Origin of the sequence: Aliiglaciecola sp. NS0011-25, from assembly GCF_040370605.1 — a bacterium.
GTDB classification, from domain to species: domain Bacteria; phylum Pseudomonadota; class Gammaproteobacteria; order Enterobacterales; family Alteromonadaceae; genus Aliiglaciecola; species Aliiglaciecola lipolytica_A.
On the sequence record NZ_BAABWR010000014.1, the window covers coordinates 1 to 17,602 of the forward strand.

Here is a 17,602-nt window from a genome sequence, read left to right on the forward strand (position 1 = left end):
TTCGAGAAAAATTATTAGCTGGGCATTCTCAGATAAACCCAATACTGAGTTGACTACCCGCGCTATTCGGTTAGCAGTCAATAAAAGAGAGCCTATGACAGGAGTCATATTCCATTCAGATCAAGGGGCTCAATACACAAGTGAGTCATTCCAGAACTGTTTGAGTGAACTTGGGATCCAGGCAAGCATGAGTCGAGCAGGAAATTGTTTAGATAACGCCGTTACGGAGCGTTTCTTTAGAAGTTTGAAATCTGAACGGGTTAACTACAGAAGGTATCAAACTCGTCACCAGGCCCAAGCGGATATTATTGATTATATCGAACCATTTTATAATCAGAAGCGGCGACACCAAAAACTGGGAAACATCTCACCAGTCGAATATGAGATGAAATTAATGAAAAGTGCCTAATAAAGTGTCCAAGAAAAGTTGACCATTACAGATGCCACGCAGTTCATTTAGGTTGTGGCGCGAGAATGTGAAAAATCAAGCGCTGGCATGGGAACCCATAGAGTTGTCTTGTGCGCTAAAATTTAGAAATACTGTGGTTAATTATGTGCTGTCTAAATCGGAACGTTTAGAGCAAATAAACGAAACCTTGGAACAGAAAGTGGCGGCGCGGACAGAGCAGCTCAGAATAGAAATTGCAAACAAAGAGCGAGCTCAACTCGAACTTGTGGAAGCACTCTCGAAATCTGAAGAATCTAACCGAGAACTAGAGCGTTTCGCTTTTGTTGCTTCCCATGACTTACAAGAACCTTTGCGAAAGATTCAATCATTTGGTGGACGAATTGAATATTCGGAGTCAACATTAAGTGATAAAGGCAAAGTTTATCTCGAAAAAATGATGAGTTCAGCGCAAAGAATGCAAACGTTGATAAAAGGTATTCTGAGCTTTTCGCGTATTCATCGTGCCAATGATGGATTCATTAATTTGAGTTTTGATCAGTTAATTCAAGACGTTATTCTTGATTTGGAAATGTTAATCGCGGAAAAAGACGTGATTATCAATACCGCTCACATTGGCGAAGTTTATGGTGACCAAAATCAATTACGTCGTGTGGTACAAAACATAATTCAAAACTCCATCAAATTTACTTCACAAGGAACACAGCCAAAAATTGATATTGATGTCACCCATAAAGATGAAAAATTTGTGACTATTGCGTTCAAAGATAATGGGGTAGGTTTCGATAGTATTCATATGCAAAAGATATTCTGTTTGTTTGAACGGCTTCATGGTAAGTCAGAGTATGAAGGCACAGGCTTGGGATTAGCTATCTGTAAAAAGATATTGAGCCGTCATGGCGGTAAAATTTGGGCAGATTCAGAACTTGGAAAAGGCGCTACATTTTTCATAACCGTGCCTCTTATTGACCCTAAAATTAACTAGTGTACGTTATCGTTATTAACAATCAGAACCTTGTGATATATTCGCGATTAAAAATAATAACAAAGACCTTTGTAAGGGAAAACAGGTTCCAGTCATGAATAATATAAGTTCAGTAGCGACAAAACTTAGAGCGGTCAGTTACATTTTAGTGGCGGAAGATGATTTGGATGATCAAGAGCTGATCCGTGACGCGCTAACTGAAAATAATCTGACATTGGATAAAATTAAGTTTGCGCAAGATGGCGAAGAGCTAATATCGGTGCTTAATAGCGCTGAAGTGCTGCCAAACTTGATACTGTTAGATTTAAATATGCCGCGTAAATCGGGGAGAGAAGCGCTGGCAGAAATTAAGCAAGATCCAAGACTCAAACATATACCGGTTATAATTTTCACAACGTCTGATTCTGAAATTGATATCAAAGAGTGTTATTTTCTGGGCAGTAACGCCTATTTAACCAAACCAAACAACTACTTTGATCTGGTCGCATTAATGAAAGACCTAATTAACTTCTGGTTTTGCCAAGCGCAAATGGTTATCGATTAACGATAACAAACTCCCCCTTTATAAACATTCTAATCAAATGGCGTCCCCTAGAGGATTCGAACCTCTGGCCTACCCCTTAGGAGGGGGTCGCTCTATCCAGCTGAGCTAAGGGGACATGTTCCAACATCAGAGCGGGCAAGACTATACTAAATTTGGCAGTATTAAGACAAGTCTGGGTTTACCTGTTTTTGATGAGAAATCGAATAGCAATTTCGATGTGCTTAAAAGGACATCAATAATCTAATCGCAAGCCCCTAATTTATTGTTTGGAAACAAAATCATTGGCTTGAATATTGGCCAGTAAAGTACCGTCTTTTGATACCGCAACCGCAGTCCCTGGCGAAACACTCACAACTCTCACTGGGGTAGGGTGTAGATTAAACTGGGTAAAGGTTTGGCCCTGAGGGTTGTGTTTCTGTTGCAGCTGAAATAGGGTGAATTCATCACCGTTTTGAATGCCTTGGTTGCTACCAATATTGAGGGTTAGTTGATCACCTCTTACTTGTATTATGCGTCCGTACGTAGGCGAACAAGCTAACTTTTCGTCAACGTTAATCGCAATATCCTGCATGATTGAGGAAATTGCCACACCGTAAGCACTTTGCCACAACAGGCCGCTATTTATGTCGACACTCTGATGAGTATCGAAGTCCCATGGCGCGTTTGAAGAATATAATTTCTGCCACATCAAGGTACCAGTGTAACCGTCATAAAGGGTAACTTGATAACTGAAATTTCTTATTGGTGTAGGGTTATTCCAAAATTGCCATTTAGACTGGTTAACATTGTTTAAACTTAGATCTTTAACGGTGGCAGTTAGCACATATTGAGAGCTTGATTGTTTGGCTAGTACCATTGCATCGTTGATCATTGAAAGCGGTTGTTGCGCATAGTAGAAAGGTAATATGGTTTGAATACTCGATTGCTGTGCGAAGTCTTCGAAGTTTTGTTGAAGTACTTCTGGCAACTTAGTACCTATTTCAAATAGATTGCCGGTAGTGGCTTGTTCTCGGTTGTCTATTGGGTGCCAAGTGGTAACTATACTTTTAGGGTATTCTGATGATTGACATGTGTTTTTTTGAGGGAAAATATCTGCCCGCAAGGAAACTGTGAGATAGCCATCTCTAAAAACTTCATCTATTAGTTCAATACTATTGACTTCGCCACTGGCGCGAATCGTTAAGTCATCATTTTGCAATACGCCGTTTGCCATTTTTTGCACACTGTGTACCGAAGCTCCGGCAAATAACAATACTTGCTTAATTGCTTCTTGGGTCGCATTTTGCCGCGCTAACTCAATATTGCCGTTTCTTATTGCCGCTTGACCACTGGACTCGAACCAAGCTGCCAACGACTGCGCAGAAAAGAGTGCTGCGCAAAAGGCACAGAACAAAGTGATTAACTTAACAGAAAAAATTTGGCAGTTTATGGGCTTCATTTCAAAAAATATCCAATTAACGCTTAAATTCAAAACGGCTTTAACGTGTGTATTTGCATGCGTAGCCACTTTTTACGTATTTAGTTACTATAGTTAGTAAATCAGGTAATGCATCTTTTGTACCTGTTTTCAGATGGCGGTTAATCAGTAACCAATTTTCTTCTATCACAGTTGGTCTACTTACTTGGGTCTCAATTTTTTTGTGATAAGGAACAAATATTGCAGTGAAAAATCTTGAAGACAGTTTGAAATGGTTTTGAATTATCAATTGAAGCCGAATGCAGCTTAACAATGCGCTGTAAAGATACTACTGAGAAAAATATGAAACTAATTTATACCTTTGTGATTGCGGGATGTCTAGCCGGATTAATCGGTTGTCAAAACATCATAGACAAACAAGTTGAGTGGGAAACCATCGAACCTGATTCTTATCCTGTTATTCGCTCTATCGGCTATGCGCCAATAGATGCTCAACGGGGAAGTAACCGTTCAGCGAAAGTACTAATGGCAGTGAAAGCATCGAAACTGGATGCTTACCGTGAACTAACTGAGCAGGTTTATGGACAAAAAATTGACGGTGAACAGTCTTTGGCTAATCTTGTGCTCACTGATACTCAACTAATGGCCAGTGTTCAAGGTGTGATCCGCGGTGCGCGAGTAGTAAAAAGCTACCCCATTGGCAATGACTCTTATGCCACAGAGTTGGAGTTGGATTTTAGCCTAGTGCATGATTTATATCTGAGTACTGCCAAGCCGAAACAAGTGAAGAAAGTTCGTTATTATTAAACTCTATTCCTTTGATAACGAACTTTTAAACGGTCACACTCTTGCCTGAAGAACCACCTTTAGGTTTGCCGCTTTTATCGTAAGTCATGGTTTCTTTAGCTCGGGATTCTAAAAGCAAAGTGCGAAGATGTTGCAAGCGCAACTGACCTTGTTCTACCGCTTTTTGATTGATCTCGGTTCTGAATTTACATTGGGACAAAGATTGATTAATTTGATCAAATAAGTCTGTTACAGCTTGCTCTGATGTTGCTTCAGGTTGTTTCTCAACTTCCTGCTCAACGCTTTTGTCAGTGCTGGCAATCGATTCTAACAATTCCGATTTTTCATTGATAACGGAAGTGAGTGATTCAGCGTCTCGCGTACTGATTAAATGCAGCTCAGACTCAAGCAATAAAATAAGTGAATCAAGTTGTTGTTTCTGTTTTTGGAGGAGGGCAATTAGGTTTTTCATTTAGCTTTGCTTTTATTTTGAGAAGCTAAACCAATCTGGCATCAAATTCTAATCTTCAATGCCAAAAACTTGAGCTTCGAGTTTGCTAATTTTTTGCGCCAATACTTCAGGGTTAACGCGATATTCTCCATTCTGTATGGCTTTTTTCAATTTGTCGACCTTTTCCTGATTGACAGGTGTATCACTAGATTTCTTTTGAACCTGGCTAAGCTGCTGAGCAGATTGCGTGAGTGATACTGAATCTTGACGTGGCGCTTCTGCAGACTTAGATTGCTGAGCAGCAGATTGCGCAGTCGCTTGACTCTGAGATTGCTGTTGATTCAGCCTCTGATTCTCAAGTTGTGGCTTTTGATTTCCACTATTTATATTGTTAATTGCCATAATGACCTCGAATACCTAATTTGCCTCACTTATCTTATCGGCCGGAACTTAAAGACCTTTAGCTAAATGTAGAAAAAAATTAAATATTATTTAGATAAGCTCAAATCTGCGCTAACCAGATGTAATAACCCATAGTTTACGCTAATTATACTAAATCTGCACCACTACTTGATGGGTATTCACCACCTGTGCATGCACCACTCTATTCGACTTGCTGTTTTTCACCGCAATCGTATCGCCAAGGTTACCATCCTGTTGGGCTATACCTTTGGTTTTAATGCTTACCCCACCAGTATCAGCGGTAATCAGAATACTGTCTCCTTTACATACAAAACAAAGTTGGCCGGGGACTACGGGTTGGCCAGGTCGACTTCTTTTTTTCATTCGAGCGCCTACCACAGTGCTGATATCGGCAAAGGTACTCGTTCTTATTAGGTTTTTATCAAGCATCACAACTTTAACATCATTCTCATTTAAAACAGTGCCAGGACTGACCGAGGTGGTGAGCACGACTACGGGTTGCACGCGAGTGGCTTTTACCATCATATATAAATACCAATTCGTTTGTTCACAACTGGTTCTCACCGTTATGTTACTTTGCGCTAGCGCTTCTTTACTAGCCGATATGGTAAATGGAGTAGGGCAATCAGGAATGACTATCCTTTCGTCTAATGGCATCGCTTTTACTAGCAAGTTATCATCACTTGGTGCAGCTATATGCCTCAGCTGCGTATTAACGTAATTTTCTACTGCTTGACTAAGTTGTTGGTGAGCAGGGTTAGTGTCGCTGGACGCCGCAGCGAAACCACTGTTGAGAGTTAAACAGGCGCTGAAGAAAACACTTAATAACTTACCAGTTGTACGAATTAACGATATTTTCATGTTCAGGTGCCGCCGTTTTGTCTATGCTTATTAAATCGTTAAGCAAACAAAGATAAACGTCAAAATTCAGTCACAAATACGATTTTTGGCGCTAAAATTAGTTAAACTTGGTTTTCTAATAGGGACAACGCAACAATTGTGCCTACTTTAAATTTAATTGGGGTGGTATATGTCGGGAGTTCTTGACTCAGTTAATCAACGCACACAACTTGTTGGTCAAAACCGACTTGAATTGCTGCTATTTAGATTGAATGGCAGACAGCGATTTGGCATCAATGTATTTAAAGTGCGTGAAGTATTGCAGTGCCCCCAGTTAACCTCAATACCTAAGCAAAATAAGTTAATTCGAGGTGTTGCTCATATTCGTGGCCAAACGATCTCAGTAATTGACTTGAGTATGGCAACCGGCGGCAGAAAAATAGAAGACGTTCGCAACGCATTTATTATAATTGCTGAGTACAACCGTTCAGTGCAGGGTTTTTTAGTCGGCTCAGTTGAACGTATCATCAATACCAATTGGGATGCAATTATGCCTCCTCCTCAAGGTACCGGGAAAGCAAGTTATTTGACTGCAGTGACGGAAGTTGATGATGAGTTGATTGAAATTCTTGATGTGGAAAAGATTCTAAATGAAATCTCACCATTAAAAACTGAAGTCAGTGAAGATTTAGCAGCGGATTTAAATATGTCAGAATCTCCTGCAAATGATAAAATTATCTTTATCGCTGATGATTCATCAGTGGCAAGAAGCCAAGTTAAAAAAGCACTTGCTGCGTTGGGATTAAACATTGAAGTGGCTAAAAATGGACTTGAAGCGCTTAATCGTTTAAAAGAAATTGCCGCAGAAACTGGCGACGTCACCGATAAAGTTGGTGTGTTGGTGTCTGACATAGAAATGCCGGAAATGGATGGTTATACACTTACTGCAGAGATCAAAAACACACCGGAGCTAAGCAAACTCAAAGTAGTATTGCATACTTCTTTAAGCGGTGTATTTAATCAAGCAATGGTACAAAAAGTTGGAGCAGACGACTTTATTGCTAAATTTCACCCAGATGAGCTAGCGTCAGCTGTGCAAAAATGGTTTAACAAATAAAGCTCTACTTTACCTACGGAAATTAATGTTTGAAATTAGATCAATTAGCGCCGCACGAATTCTTAGAGTTTACGCATTTTTTAGAGCGTCAGTGCGGTATTGTACTAAATGAGAAAAAAAGCTATTTAGTTTATAGTCGCCTAGGACCCTTGGTTCGCCAAGAAAACTTGGCAAGTATTTCTGAGTTACTGAAGATCGCGTATAGCGGCCATTCCCCCAAGATGCGGGAAAAAGTCGTTGATGCTATGACTACTAATGAAACCTTGTGGTTCCGTGACAAATACCCCTTCGAAATTCTATCTAATAGATTGTTAACTGAGCTTTCTAAAGCAAAGCGTAAAGTGAGAATTTGGAGCGCAGCTTGTTCGTCCGGGCAAGAACCATTTTCCATTGCAATGTGTATTCAAGAATATAAAAGAGCTAATCCTAGAGCCTTCCCGTTAGGCGTGGAGATTGTTGCTACCGATATCTCAACTGATATGCTTCAGCGGGCTAAAACCGGCAAGTTTGATAGTATTTCGATTAGCAGAGGTTTGTCGGAGGAACGTAAAGAGCGTTTTTTTAAAGCGGTCGATAACAACCACATGCAATTGGATAAAGAAATCGTCTCTATGGTGAATTTTAAACCTCAGAACTTACTAAATAGTTATTCTGGGCTAGGCCGATTTGACGTGGTTTTTTGTCGAAATGTGCTGATTTATTTTTCTGTAAACAATAAGCGGAAAATACTGCAACAAATTGCCGCTTGCCTGCAAAACGATGGGGCTTTATTTCTTGGCGCATCTGAATCTATCGCTGAATTGAATCAATTATTCACTTTGGTGCGCAATAATCCCGGTCTGTTCTATATTAAAAAAGCTAACTAATACATACTGTTATGTAATATCCACGGTTCATCCGTATCCACCTCCCTATGTCTTGGCATAACCCTTGCTAAATTTCTCACAAGCGAGTTTTTAAGATGAGAACAACATGGCAATCAGTCTTGATAAATTAACCGGACTTCACGACCGAGCAATGCAGGTTAGAACCGAAACTATGGAAGTTATTTCTGGAAATTTGGCAAATGCTAATACGCCAGGATACAAAGCCCGTGGTGTAGATTTTCAGAAAGCCATGCAATCAGCAAATCAAGATCGTCAGCAAAATATGACACGTACCCATGAAAAGCACTTTGAAGGTTCAATGCAATCTCAAGCAAGTATTGAATTTCGAATTCCATTACAACCTGATACTGGTGATGGTAATACGGTAGAGGTGCAAGCTGAACGTAATGCCTTTTTGGAAAATGGAATGCGCTATCAGGCAAGCATCCAATTTTTGACTGGCAAGATTAAAGGTATGAAAAAAGCACTAGCTGGAGGGCAAGGCGCATGAGTTTATTTAGAGTTATGGATATTGCAAGCACTGGCATGTCTGCAGAGAGTGTTCGATTGAATACAACGGCCAGTAACATTGCCAATGCAAATAGCGTCAGTAGTAGTTATGACGCCACATACAAGGCTCGCCATCCTGTTTTTGCTGCCGAAATGCAACGTGCAACAGAGTCACAATCTCAAGGCGCAGGTGTACAAGTATTAGGTATTGTTGAAAGCCAAAAGCCACTGCAAATCGAATACAGCCCAGGTCACCCAATGGCAGACAGTAATGGCTATATCTACAAGCCAAATGTGAATGTGGTTGAGGAAATGGCAGACATGATGTCAGCGTCAAAATCTTATGAAACCAATGTTCAGTTGGCAGACACTACAAAACGTATATTCAGACGTGTGTTGCAACTTGGTCAGGGTCAATAAATCACTGATTTAGTGAGGAAAGTAACGTGGAAATATCAAAATCGACAGGATTAGATTCTAACCTGTATGTACAAGAAGAAACCGTGCCTATTGATGATGGCAGTAATGAAAGGTTAAGTCAGGAAGACTTTTTCTCTTTGCTAACTGAGCAATTAGCTAATCAAGATCCTACCAAACCTGTAGATAACGATCAGATGGTATCACAAATGACCAGCTTCAGTATTTCTGAAGGTATTGATTCACTGAATACTAAATTTTCTGAATTTGCTTCTAGCATGACCTCAAACCAAGCATTACAGGCTTCCAGCCTTATTGGTCAAGATGTCTTATTACAAGGTAACGTTGGATATTTAAGCGATACTAGTAACGGCGTAACCGGGGTGGTTATTTCCGATCAAACCACTCAAGATTTACAAATTACCATTGAGTCTGAAGCCGGCGAATTAATTAAAACCATTGATGCTGGTACACAGTCGGCAGGTAATATTGAATTTAGTTGGGATGGTAAAGATGCTAACGGCAATCCTTTGCCAGCCGGCAATTATGCAGTTTATGCACAAGGTACACAAAACGGCGAGTCAACAACCTTACCTACAGCGGTCAATAGGCATGTAGATAGCGTTAGTTTTGCGAGTAACAATCAAGGTGTCATTTTAAATTTGGATGGCGAAACAAGTGTCAATTTGAGTGATGTCATTCAAATCGGTGGTTAATTAAAAAATGTTAGCCCTTTAGTTTAGGAGAGAATAAACGATGTCTTTTAACATAGCATTAAGCGGTGTTTCAGCTGCTCAAAAAGATCTAGATGTCACTGCAAATAACATTGCAAACGTAAATACTGTCGGTTTTAAAGAATCTCGTGCCGAATTCGGTGACGTTTATGCTTCGTCGCTATTGGCAGCCGGTAATACAAAAGTTGGCGACGGTGTCTTAACCCAAGATGTTGCTCAGCAATTTTCTCAAGGTAGTCTTCAGTTTACCAATACAGCACTGGATTTGGCGATTACTGGAAATGGTTTTTTTGCCACGACTCCTGAAATAACCTCTCGTGATTTTTCATTTACTCGAGCAGGGCAGTTTAAGCTTGATCAAGATAACTTTGTGGTTAATTCCAACGGTGATAACTTAATGGGCTTCCCGGTCAACGCTGATGGTACCTCTTCATCTGTGGCTTTGAGCACAACTATTCCGGTGAGAATTCCAGACTCTTCAGGCTCACCACAACAAACCACCGAAGTTGCACCTCGCTTTAATTTGCCAGCAGGTGATGATGCTAAAGATATAACACTTTTTGATCCTAACGATCCACTTACCTATAACGCAGCTACATCTATTACCGTTTATGATTCGTTGGGTGATAGTCATGTGATGACCTATTACTTTATGAAAGATTCTGCAGCAACCAATGAATGGGTAGTAGTTAATTATGTAGATGACACTGCTATTGATATCGCAGGTGACACTGAAAACGTTGCTGGTACAGATCCTAATAACATTGCAGGTTCAGTATCCTTAGGAGCTGATGCGGTCTCTGGGTTTAGAATGCAGTTTAGTAGCGGCGGTGATTTTATTGGTATTCAAAATGGTGATGGTACCCCTGTTGCCACCGGCGATGTGACGACTGTTCAGTTAGGTAACCCGCCGTTGATAAACGGTTCTGATGCAACTCAGACGATTACAACCAACTTCGCGCTTGAAGTTGGTAGTGCAACGGCAGATGAACCGACTCAGTTTGCCTCTTCGTTCGAAGTTACGTCATTAGAACAAGATGGTCTAGCCGTTGGAAGACTTACAGGTATTGACATTGGTCCGGATGGTTTAGTGCGCGCTACTTTTTCAAATGGTACATCTGAACCTGTAGTTCGTGTTGCCCTAGCTCGTTTTGCAAATGAACAAGGCCTAACCCAACAAAGTAGTACACAGTGGAAAGAAAGTATTTTGTCTGGCGAAGCGCTAGCAGGGGAAGCGACCACCGGTACCTTCGGTGATGTTAACTCTTCAGCGCTTGAACAAGCGAACGTGAATTTAACCACGGAGTTAATCGATATGATTATCGCCCAGCGTAACTTCCAAGCGAATTCACGGGCACTTGAGGTGAATAACCAACTTAACCAAACTATCTTAAATATTCGATAATCTGCCATCAATTTAACAATGCCGCTCTAATCAAGAGCGGTATTTTTTTGTTAAATTTCAAAGGAATACAGAAACTTCATCAAGCCTTCTGCATTTACACGTTTTTAATTCTGTTTTTATGTGCCAATGGCATCTTTATTGCAATCTTTTAGGTTACGTTAACCAGAGTCAATAAGTTGTCATGGATAAATTACTCTATATATCAGCCAGCGGAGCCAGCCAAGACCTATTGGGCACGGCTGTGCGAGCGAACAATTTAGCAAATGCACAAACCAATGGCTTCAAGGCCATGTTGGAAAACGCTAGAGCGATGCCGGCATACGGCGAAGGTTTGCCGACTCGGGTCTTTTCCATGACTGAATCCCCGTTTAATAATTACGCTGGTGGCGCAATGATCCAAACTGATCGTGAGTTGGATGTTGCTATCCAAGGGGACGGCTGGTTTAGCGTGTTGGATGCACAAGGAAACGAAGCTTATACCCGCGCTGGAAATTTGCAATTAGGCGCTGATGGTGGTCTCGAAGATGCCCACGGGAATTCGGTTATAGGCGATGCCGGAGGCATATTTTTGCCGATTCCTTTATCCAACATCAATATTGCTAACGACGGAACAATTTCAGTGCGACCACAAGGCGCGCCTGAAACCGTTTTAGAAGAAGTTGGCAGATTAAAAATGGTCAATCCGAATGTTGCAGATATGGAGCGCGGTGAAGACGGTTTATTTCGACTTAAAAATGGTCAAGAAGCAAATGAAGATATCAACGTTAGACTTCGTACCGGCATGGTGGAAGGGAGTAACGTAAATGCGATTGACGAAATGGTAAATATGATCAGCTTGCAACGTCATTACGAACTGCAAGTCAAGATGATGAAAAAGGCCGATACGCTAGATATGCGCGGCAATCAACTACTCAGAATTATTTAGTACTAAAACTTAAAATAGCGGAGGTGAATTATGCACCCAGCACTTTGGATAAGTAAAACAGGACTCGATGCAGCCCAAACAGATGTATCGGTTATCTCAAATAACTTGGCTAACGCCAGCACAGTGGGTTTCAAAAAAGATAGAGCGATATTTGAAGATTTACTCTATCAAAACATCAACCAACCAGGTGGACGTTCATCTGCTGACACTGAACTACCCTCGGGACTAATGTTAGGTGCCGGTAGTAAGGTGGTTGCGACCCAAAAATCCCACACCCAAGGGAATATGTTGACCACTGATAATGCACTCGATATGTCGATTCAAGGACGCGGTTTTTTCGAAATACTGCAGCCTGATGGCACCATAGCTTATACCCGAAATGGTCAATTTACGTTGGACGATCAAGGGCAAATTGTGACACCCGGTGCCGGTTTTTTATTGCAACCGAACATCACAATTCCTGAAGACGCGCAACAGATAACTATTTCACAAGATGGTGAAGTCTCAGCTTCTATTCGTGGACAGGCGGATCCTACTGTTTTAGGACAAATCAGTTTATCGGATTTTATCAATCCAACTGGCTTACAGCCTATCGGCCAAAATTTGTATGTTGAATCTGCGGTAAGCGGAGCACCGATACAAGGCGTACCTGGCTTGGAAGGTTTGGGCACCATCGTTCAAGGGGCATTAGAGACTTCAAATGTCAACGTTACCGAGGAATTGGTTAACCTAATTGAAAGTCAAAGACTGTATGAAATGAACTCGAAAGTGATCTCTTCAGTTGACCAAATGTTGGGTCAGGTAATTCAGCAACTATAGTGAGCTTAATTATGGCTAAGTTAACTTATTTTCTGACTACATTAACTCTATTCGTGCTGACTGGGTGTGTAAGTTCACCTATGGTCGGCCCTTTGCCAAATGATCCAAGTTATGCGCCAGTTATACCTGACATGCCTCGCCAAAAGTTAACTCAGGATGGGGCAATTTTTCAGGCAGACATGGCAAACAGCATTTATTCAGATGTAAAGGCTAGACGCATCGGCGATATTATCACCGTGAATTTGCAGGAAAACACCAGCGCTACCAAGTCGGCAGGTACTTCAACCTCAAAAGAAACGGATGTTAACGTTGATACGATCATTGGTTTGGGCGGTGAAGCGTTGAATATTGGTGGTAAAAGCATTCAATTGGGTGTTGGCGCCGACAATGAGTTTACTGGCGATGCACAGGCCAACCAAAGCAATAACTTGAGTGGCAATATCTCTGTCACTGTTATTCAGGTTCTGCCGAATCAAAATTTAGTGGTGCGCGGAGAAAAGTGGCTGACCTTAAATAATGGCGATGAATACATCCGCTTAACGGGCGTCGTTCGTCCAGCTGATATTAGTCCTACTAATGAAATTGTTTCTACAAAAATTGCCAATGCCCGTATTCAATACAGTGGTACAGGAACCTTTGCCAATGCCCAAAAACAAGGCTGGTTAAATAAATTCTTTTCCTCTGAGTGGTGGCCATTTTAATGAAAAATTCAACTTTACGTTCATCGCTCATTTATTTGCTGATGGTGGTTCTGGTCACGCCTTTTGCCCATGCACAGCGGATCAAAGATCTTGCTTCCATACAAGGGGTACGTAGTAACCAATTGGTAGGTTATGGCTTAGTAGTTGGTCTGCCAGGAACGGGTGAACAGAGTCCATTCACTGAACAGAGTTTCCGTACCATGTTGAGCAATTTTGGGATTAGCTTATCGTCGAGTGTGAAACCAAAGATAAAAAATGTAGCGGCTGTCGCCGTGCATGCCGAATTGCCCGCTTTTATGAAACCTGGCCAAACAATCGATGTCACCGTTTCTTCTGTAGGTGAGGCTGCCAGTTTGCGCGGTGGAACCTTATTGCAAACCTTTCTTAAAGGGTTAGATGGCAAAGTGTATGCCGTAGCCCAAGGGAGCTTGGTGGTAAGTGGATTTGGTGCTGAAGGCGCTGATGGTTCTAAAATCGTTTCTAATACACCCACGGTTGGACGCATTGTTAATGGTGCTTTAGTTGAAAGAGCGGTTCCCAGTGGACTTATGCAAAATGACTTTTTAACTCTGAACTTGAATTATCCGGATTTTTCCACCGCCAAATCTTTGGCGGATACAATTAACCAACGTTTGGGAGCAGATCCTGAAATGGGTTATTTGATAGCCACGCCTATTGATGCCGCGTCGGTGCGAGTGTCAGCGCCAAGGGACGTAGGGCAACGGGTTAACTTTGTGGCTACCCTAGAAAACTTCACTTTTACCCCAGCTGATGCACCGGCAAAAGTCATTATTAATAGTCGTACCGGCACTATTGTTATCGGTAAAGATGTGCGTTTATTGCCTGCTGCCATTACCCATGGTGGACTCACGGTCACAATTTCGGAATATCAAACCGTTTCTCAACCTAATGCTCTTGCCCAAGGACAAACTGCGGTCACCAATCAGTCGATTGTTGACGTGAGTTTGGATGATAGCCGTATGTTTAAATTTGATCCTGGAGTGAGTTTAGATGAGCTGGTTCGTGCTGTGAATGAAGTCGGCGCGGCTCCTGGAGATTTAATGGCCATTCTTGAAGCCTTACAACAAGCGGGCGCCTTGCAAGGCGAACTCATCGTTATTTAATTGTTTGTGAATCAGTGAATCAGTGAATTTATTATGGAAATGAACAACCACATTGATCAACAACTTGAATTATCGCGCAATGTCCACGATTTAAAGGGCATCGATAATTTGCGTCAGGCTGCCCAGCGTGGTGATAAACAAGCATTAGACGAAGCGGCTAAACAATTTGAAGCGATATTTGTGCAGATGATGCTCAAATCAATGCGTAAAGCCCAAGATGCATTGGCTGACAAAGACAGCCCGTTCAATTCTCAACAAGTTAAATTTTACCGAGATATGCACGATCAACAATTGGCTGTTGATTTATCGTCAAGAGGCGGAGTGGGGATTGCGGATTTGATCGTTCAACAACTCAGCCCTGGCGAAAACGGATTCATGCCGGCCAGTGCGGTTCGTGAAAATGCCAATTTGCATAATATGGTTCGTCAAGCAAGTATGGAGTACTCAAGCACTCAGAACGACAGTGCTGCTGTACAACCAAGCCAAAATGCGACTAAACAAAGCGCCTTCGCTTCTCCGTCTGAATTTATGCAAACATTGTTGCCCCATGCGCAAGAAATAGCACAAAAAATAGGTATTGATCCTAAGGCTTTATTAGCTCAAGCAGCCGTTGAGACAGGCTGGGGACAATATATGATCCATACCGGAAGTGGTCAAAATACACATAATTTATTTGGCATCAAAGCTGATAATCGCTGGCAAGGAGAGACAACCGCAATCAACACTGTTGAGTTTGAACAAGGTGTGGCTAAGCAACAAAAAGCGCAGTTTAGAACCTATGATTCTTTTGCCGATGGCTTAAATGATTATGTGTCTTTTGTGGCCGATAATCCAAGATATCAACAAGCGTTGGAAAACGTCAAAGATCCTCAAGCCTATTTTAGTGCTTTGCAATCCGCTGGTTATGCTACTGATCCTCAATACGCGAACAAAATTCTGTCGGTATTAAACAGTGATACGTTCAAATCAGCGTTGTCCACATTAGCGTTTGGAAAGCAAAATGCTGAATAACGGATTTCAGTGGGAGTCACACAGATGATCAGAGCTGCCGATCTATACACGATAGCAACCAGTGGTGTGCGCGCCAGTAATCAGCTGCTTGCCACTACCAGTAACAACATAGCGAACGTTAACTCCGAGGGCTATGTTAGAGAGCGCACAACCTTTGAAAGCCAATTAGTGGGCGGAGTTGGTCGTGGCACCACCGAACGTGTTTTAGACACCTTTGCACAAAATCAACTGCGCCGAGATACGACACAAGTTGGCGAATTCGAAACCTATTTCCAGCGCTCTAGTGTGTTAGATAATATCTTTGCTAGCGAAGCAAATAGCATATCAAGCAGCATGAGTCGATTTTTCAGTTCATTGCAAACAGCGACTGATGAGCCCACAAACATGGCGGCTCGACAGCTCGTTTTAGGTGAAGCAAATGCCTTAGTCGGCCAAGTGAGTACTTTGTCTAAGTTTATGGACGATAAAGAAAAAGAACTTAACTTAGAATTAGATGCAACAATCAACCAAGCGAATAAACTGATTGAGACCATTGCCGAGCTTAATGCGAATATTCGGATTGCAGAGGGCAACAATATATTTGACGAGCCTGGCGTGCTGAAAAATCAGCGCGATAACGCGATTTTGGAATTGGCTGAGATAATGTCGATTGAAACCCGCGACAATGGTAATGATGACGGTTCATTAATGGTAAATCTCACATCTGGAGAATCACTGGTTTTGGAAGACGGATCGTTTAATCTGTTTCAGCTAAGTGGTGATCCGGATCCCGATTATCGAAACCTGTATTTAGCCAGCACCGGTAAACCAACCACATTGAGATTACCTGAGCAAAATTTAGGTGGCCAAATGGGCGGATTATTCCGCTATCGAGATGAGGTTTTGGCGGAAGGCCAGCGAGAACTTGGACAAATATCCATTGCATTGACCAGTGCTGTAAATCAACAAAATCGTCTGGGAATGGATTTTGACCAGCAACTTGGTGGTAATATCTTTTCGAACCCTGAATTTCAGGGATTAAATTATTCTGCCAATTCTGATTTGTCGTTAACAATGAACGGTAGAGTGGCTGAAGATGGCGCGAATAAAATCACCGCGGCTGATTATTTAGTTGAAATTACCGGGACTTCACCAGGTACACCCGATACCGTTGATATAAGCGTGACCTTAGTCAACCCAGATGGTTCCTACGTCACCGATGTTGATGGCAACACGCTTACGCAGTCTTACTCAGGTTTAGAAGCACAAGCCGATACATTTACCGAAGTGCTCGGTGGTCTTGAGTTGGAATTTCCCAATGGAGATAGTTACGCTGTGGGAGATAGGTATTTATTTCAGCCAACCAAAAGCACAGCGCAAGCAATAGATGTGGTGATGACCCGACCCGAAGACATCGCGTTAGCTTCGCCATTTCGAGTCGATAGTAATTTGGATAATTTGGGGGATGCTCGATTAACCGCATCTACTGTTACCAATACCTTTGTCGATACTACATTGACCGATGCTAGAGCCTCCACCTTCGATGGTAGTGGCGGATTTGTCGCAGGTAGTCCAGCAAGTATTGTGTTTAATAGTGAATCTGAATTTGAAATTTTTGACGAAGCCAATAATTCATTGTTAGTGGTGTCAGGGGTTACTGACTACAATAATTTAATGCAACAAGCCGCAAGTGATGGCAGTTGGCCATTCTCAGCTTTAGCGGATTTTCCCGGCTATGACTTTAGTTTACAAGGCACACCAGTTGCTGGGGATCAGTTTACAATTAGTTATAACACCGATGGTGTAGATGATAACCGTAATGGCTTAGAGTTGGCTGGTTTGCAAGACCAAGATATCATGCAACAAAACAACAACGGTGGCAGTAATTTGGTTACTTTCCATGAATCTTACGCCAATATTGTAAGTGCTATCGGTGCAAAGACTGCCTCTGCAAATATTTCGTTGCAAGCGGCTGAAGCCATGCAAACTCAATCCAGTGATTGGTTTCAATCGGTATCTGGGGTGAATTTAGATGAGGAAGCAGCAAACTTGATTCGTTTTCAACAAACTTATGCGGCGGCAGCAAGAATTTTAACTACCGCAAACGAATTGTTTGACACCATTTATAGTGCTACAAGGTAA

Annotated in this window: 20 protein-coding genes and 1 tRNA gene; 16 read left to right on the plus strand and 5 right to left on the minus strand. The window is 41.8% G+C overall.

What is annotated here, in order from left to right; translation table 11 throughout:
* From ABWV72_RS13045 to ABWV72_RS13055, 3 genes are all read left to right on the plus strand, one after another.
* Nucleotides 1-409 (plus strand): IS3 family transposase (locus ABWV72_RS13045; protein WP_353371025.1); only part of this gene is annotated, 409 nt, incomplete at its 5' end.
* A 31-nt stretch (nt 410-440) separates the two neighbouring features.
* Nucleotides 441-1,391, plus strand: coding sequence for an ATP-binding protein (locus ABWV72_RS13050; RefSeq protein WP_353371027.1), 951 nt, complete (start codon nt 441-443; stop codon nt 1,389-1,391).
* Between the two features lie 94 nt (nt 1,392-1,485).
* Nucleotides 1,486-1,935 (plus strand): response regulator, encoded by a 450-nt coding sequence (locus ABWV72_RS13055; RefSeq protein ID WP_303499035.1) that lies wholly within the window; start codon nt 1,486-1,488, stop codon nt 1,933-1,935.
* A gap of 38 nt (nt 1,936-1,973) precedes the next feature.
* Here the strand turns inward: ABWV72_RS13055 and ABWV72_RS13060 are convergent.
* Nucleotides 1,974-2,050, minus strand: a tRNA-Arg gene (locus ABWV72_RS13060).
* 144 nt (nt 2,051-2,194) lie between these two features.
* Nucleotides 2,195-3,373, minus strand: a complete 1,179-nt coding sequence (locus ABWV72_RS13065; RefSeq protein WP_353371029.1) for a flagellar assembly protein T N-terminal domain-containing protein — start codon at nt 3,371-3,373, stop codon at nt 2,195-2,197.
* A 321-nt stretch (nt 3,374-3,694) separates the two neighbouring features.
* Here ABWV72_RS13065 and ABWV72_RS13070 point away from each other — a divergent pair, with 321 nt between their 5' ends.
* A complete protein-coding gene (locus ABWV72_RS13070) occupies nt 3,695-4,159 on the plus strand; it encodes an LPP20 family lipoprotein (protein ID WP_303499039.1) in 465 nt (154 codons plus the stop codon).
* 25 nt (nt 4,160-4,184) lie between these two features.
* Here ABWV72_RS13070 and flgN read toward each other — a convergent pair whose 3' ends face one another.
* From flgN to flgA, 3 genes are all read right to left on the minus strand, one after another.
* On the minus strand, nt 4,185-4,610 hold the full coding sequence (gene flgN / locus ABWV72_RS13075) for a flagellar export chaperone FlgN (RefSeq protein WP_216048231.1): 426 nt from the start codon (nt 4,608-4,610) through the stop codon (nt 4,185-4,187).
* A gap of 48 nt (nt 4,611-4,658) precedes the next feature.
* Nucleotides 4,659-4,991: a flagellar biosynthesis anti-sigma factor FlgM gene (gene flgM, locus ABWV72_RS13080; protein ID WP_216048232.1), complete on the minus strand. Its 333-nt coding sequence runs from the start codon at nt 4,989-4,991 to the stop codon at nt 4,659-4,661.
* Between the two features lie 150 nt (nt 4,992-5,141).
* On the minus strand, nt 5,142-5,873 hold the full coding sequence (gene flgA / locus ABWV72_RS13085; RefSeq protein ID WP_353371032.1) for a flagellar basal body P-ring formation chaperone FlgA: 732 nt from the start codon (nt 5,871-5,873) through the stop codon (nt 5,142-5,144).
* Nucleotides 5,874-6,042: 169 nt separating this feature from the next.
* Here flgA and ABWV72_RS13090 point away from each other — a divergent pair, with 169 nt between their 5' ends.
* The 12 genes from ABWV72_RS13090 (at nt 6,043) to flgK (ending at nt 17,602) form a co-directional block, all read left to right on the plus strand.
* Nucleotides 6,043-6,969, plus strand: a complete 927-nt coding sequence (locus ABWV72_RS13090) for a chemotaxis protein CheV (protein WP_216048234.1) — start codon at nt 6,043-6,045, stop codon at nt 6,967-6,969.
* Between the two features lie 29 nt (nt 6,970-6,998).
* On the plus strand, nt 6,999-7,835 hold the full coding sequence (locus tag ABWV72_RS13095; RefSeq protein WP_353371035.1) for a CheR family methyltransferase: 837 nt from the start codon (nt 6,999-7,001) through the stop codon (nt 7,833-7,835).
* A 106-nt stretch (nt 7,836-7,941) separates the two neighbouring features.
* Nucleotides 7,942-8,346 (plus strand): flagellar basal body rod protein FlgB, encoded by a 405-nt coding sequence (flgB, locus tag ABWV72_RS13100; RefSeq protein WP_342804707.1) that lies wholly within the window; start codon nt 7,942-7,944, stop codon nt 8,344-8,346.
* Complete coding sequence (gene flgC, locus ABWV72_RS13105) at nt 8,343-8,765, plus strand: flagellar basal body rod protein FlgC (protein ID WP_216048237.1); 423 nt, start codon at nt 8,343-8,345, stop codon at nt 8,763-8,765. Before flgB ends, flgC begins: the two co-directional genes overlap by 4 nt.
* 26 nt (nt 8,766-8,791) lie before the next feature.
* Entirely contained in the window at nt 8,792-9,478 is a 687-nt protein-coding gene (locus ABWV72_RS13110) for a flagellar hook assembly protein FlgD (protein ID WP_342804706.1), read from the plus strand.
* Between the two features lie 40 nt (nt 9,479-9,518).
* Entirely contained in the window at nt 9,519-10,901 is a 1,383-nt protein-coding gene (gene flgE, locus ABWV72_RS13115) for a flagellar hook protein FlgE (protein WP_216048239.1), read from the plus strand.
* Between the two features lie 181 nt (nt 10,902-11,082).
* The gene (locus ABWV72_RS13120) at nt 11,083-11,826 is read left to right on the plus strand and encodes a flagellar basal body rod protein FlgF (RefSeq protein ID WP_303499047.1); all 744 of its coding nucleotides are present in this window, start codon (nt 11,083-11,085) and stop codon (nt 11,824-11,826) included.
* 30 nt (nt 11,827-11,856) lie between these two features.
* Entirely contained in the window at nt 11,857-12,645 is a 789-nt protein-coding gene (gene flgG, locus ABWV72_RS13125; RefSeq protein ID WP_216048241.1) for a flagellar basal-body rod protein FlgG, read from the plus strand.
* An 11-nt stretch (nt 12,646-12,656) separates the two neighbouring features.
* Entirely contained in the window at nt 12,657-13,346 is a 690-nt protein-coding gene (gene flgH, locus ABWV72_RS13130) for a flagellar basal body L-ring protein FlgH (RefSeq protein WP_216048242.1), read from the plus strand.
* A 41-nt stretch (nt 13,347-13,387) separates the two neighbouring features.
* Nucleotides 13,388-14,470 carry a flagellar basal body P-ring protein FlgI gene (locus ABWV72_RS13135; protein ID WP_436792301.1) on the plus strand — a complete coding sequence of 361 codons (1,083 nt, stop codon included), beginning with the start codon at nt 13,388-13,390 and terminating at the stop codon, nt 14,468-14,470.
* Between the two features lie 33 nt (nt 14,471-14,503).
* The gene (gene flgJ / locus ABWV72_RS13140; RefSeq protein ID WP_216048244.1) at nt 14,504-15,481 is read left to right on the plus strand and encodes a flagellar assembly peptidoglycan hydrolase FlgJ; all 978 of its coding nucleotides are present in this window, start codon (nt 14,504-14,506) and stop codon (nt 15,479-15,481) included.
* Nucleotides 15,482-15,505: 24 nt separating this feature from the next.
* On the plus strand, nt 15,506-17,602 hold the full coding sequence (gene flgK / locus ABWV72_RS13145; protein ID WP_216048245.1) for a flagellar hook-associated protein FlgK: 2,097 nt from the start codon (nt 15,506-15,508) through the stop codon (nt 17,600-17,602).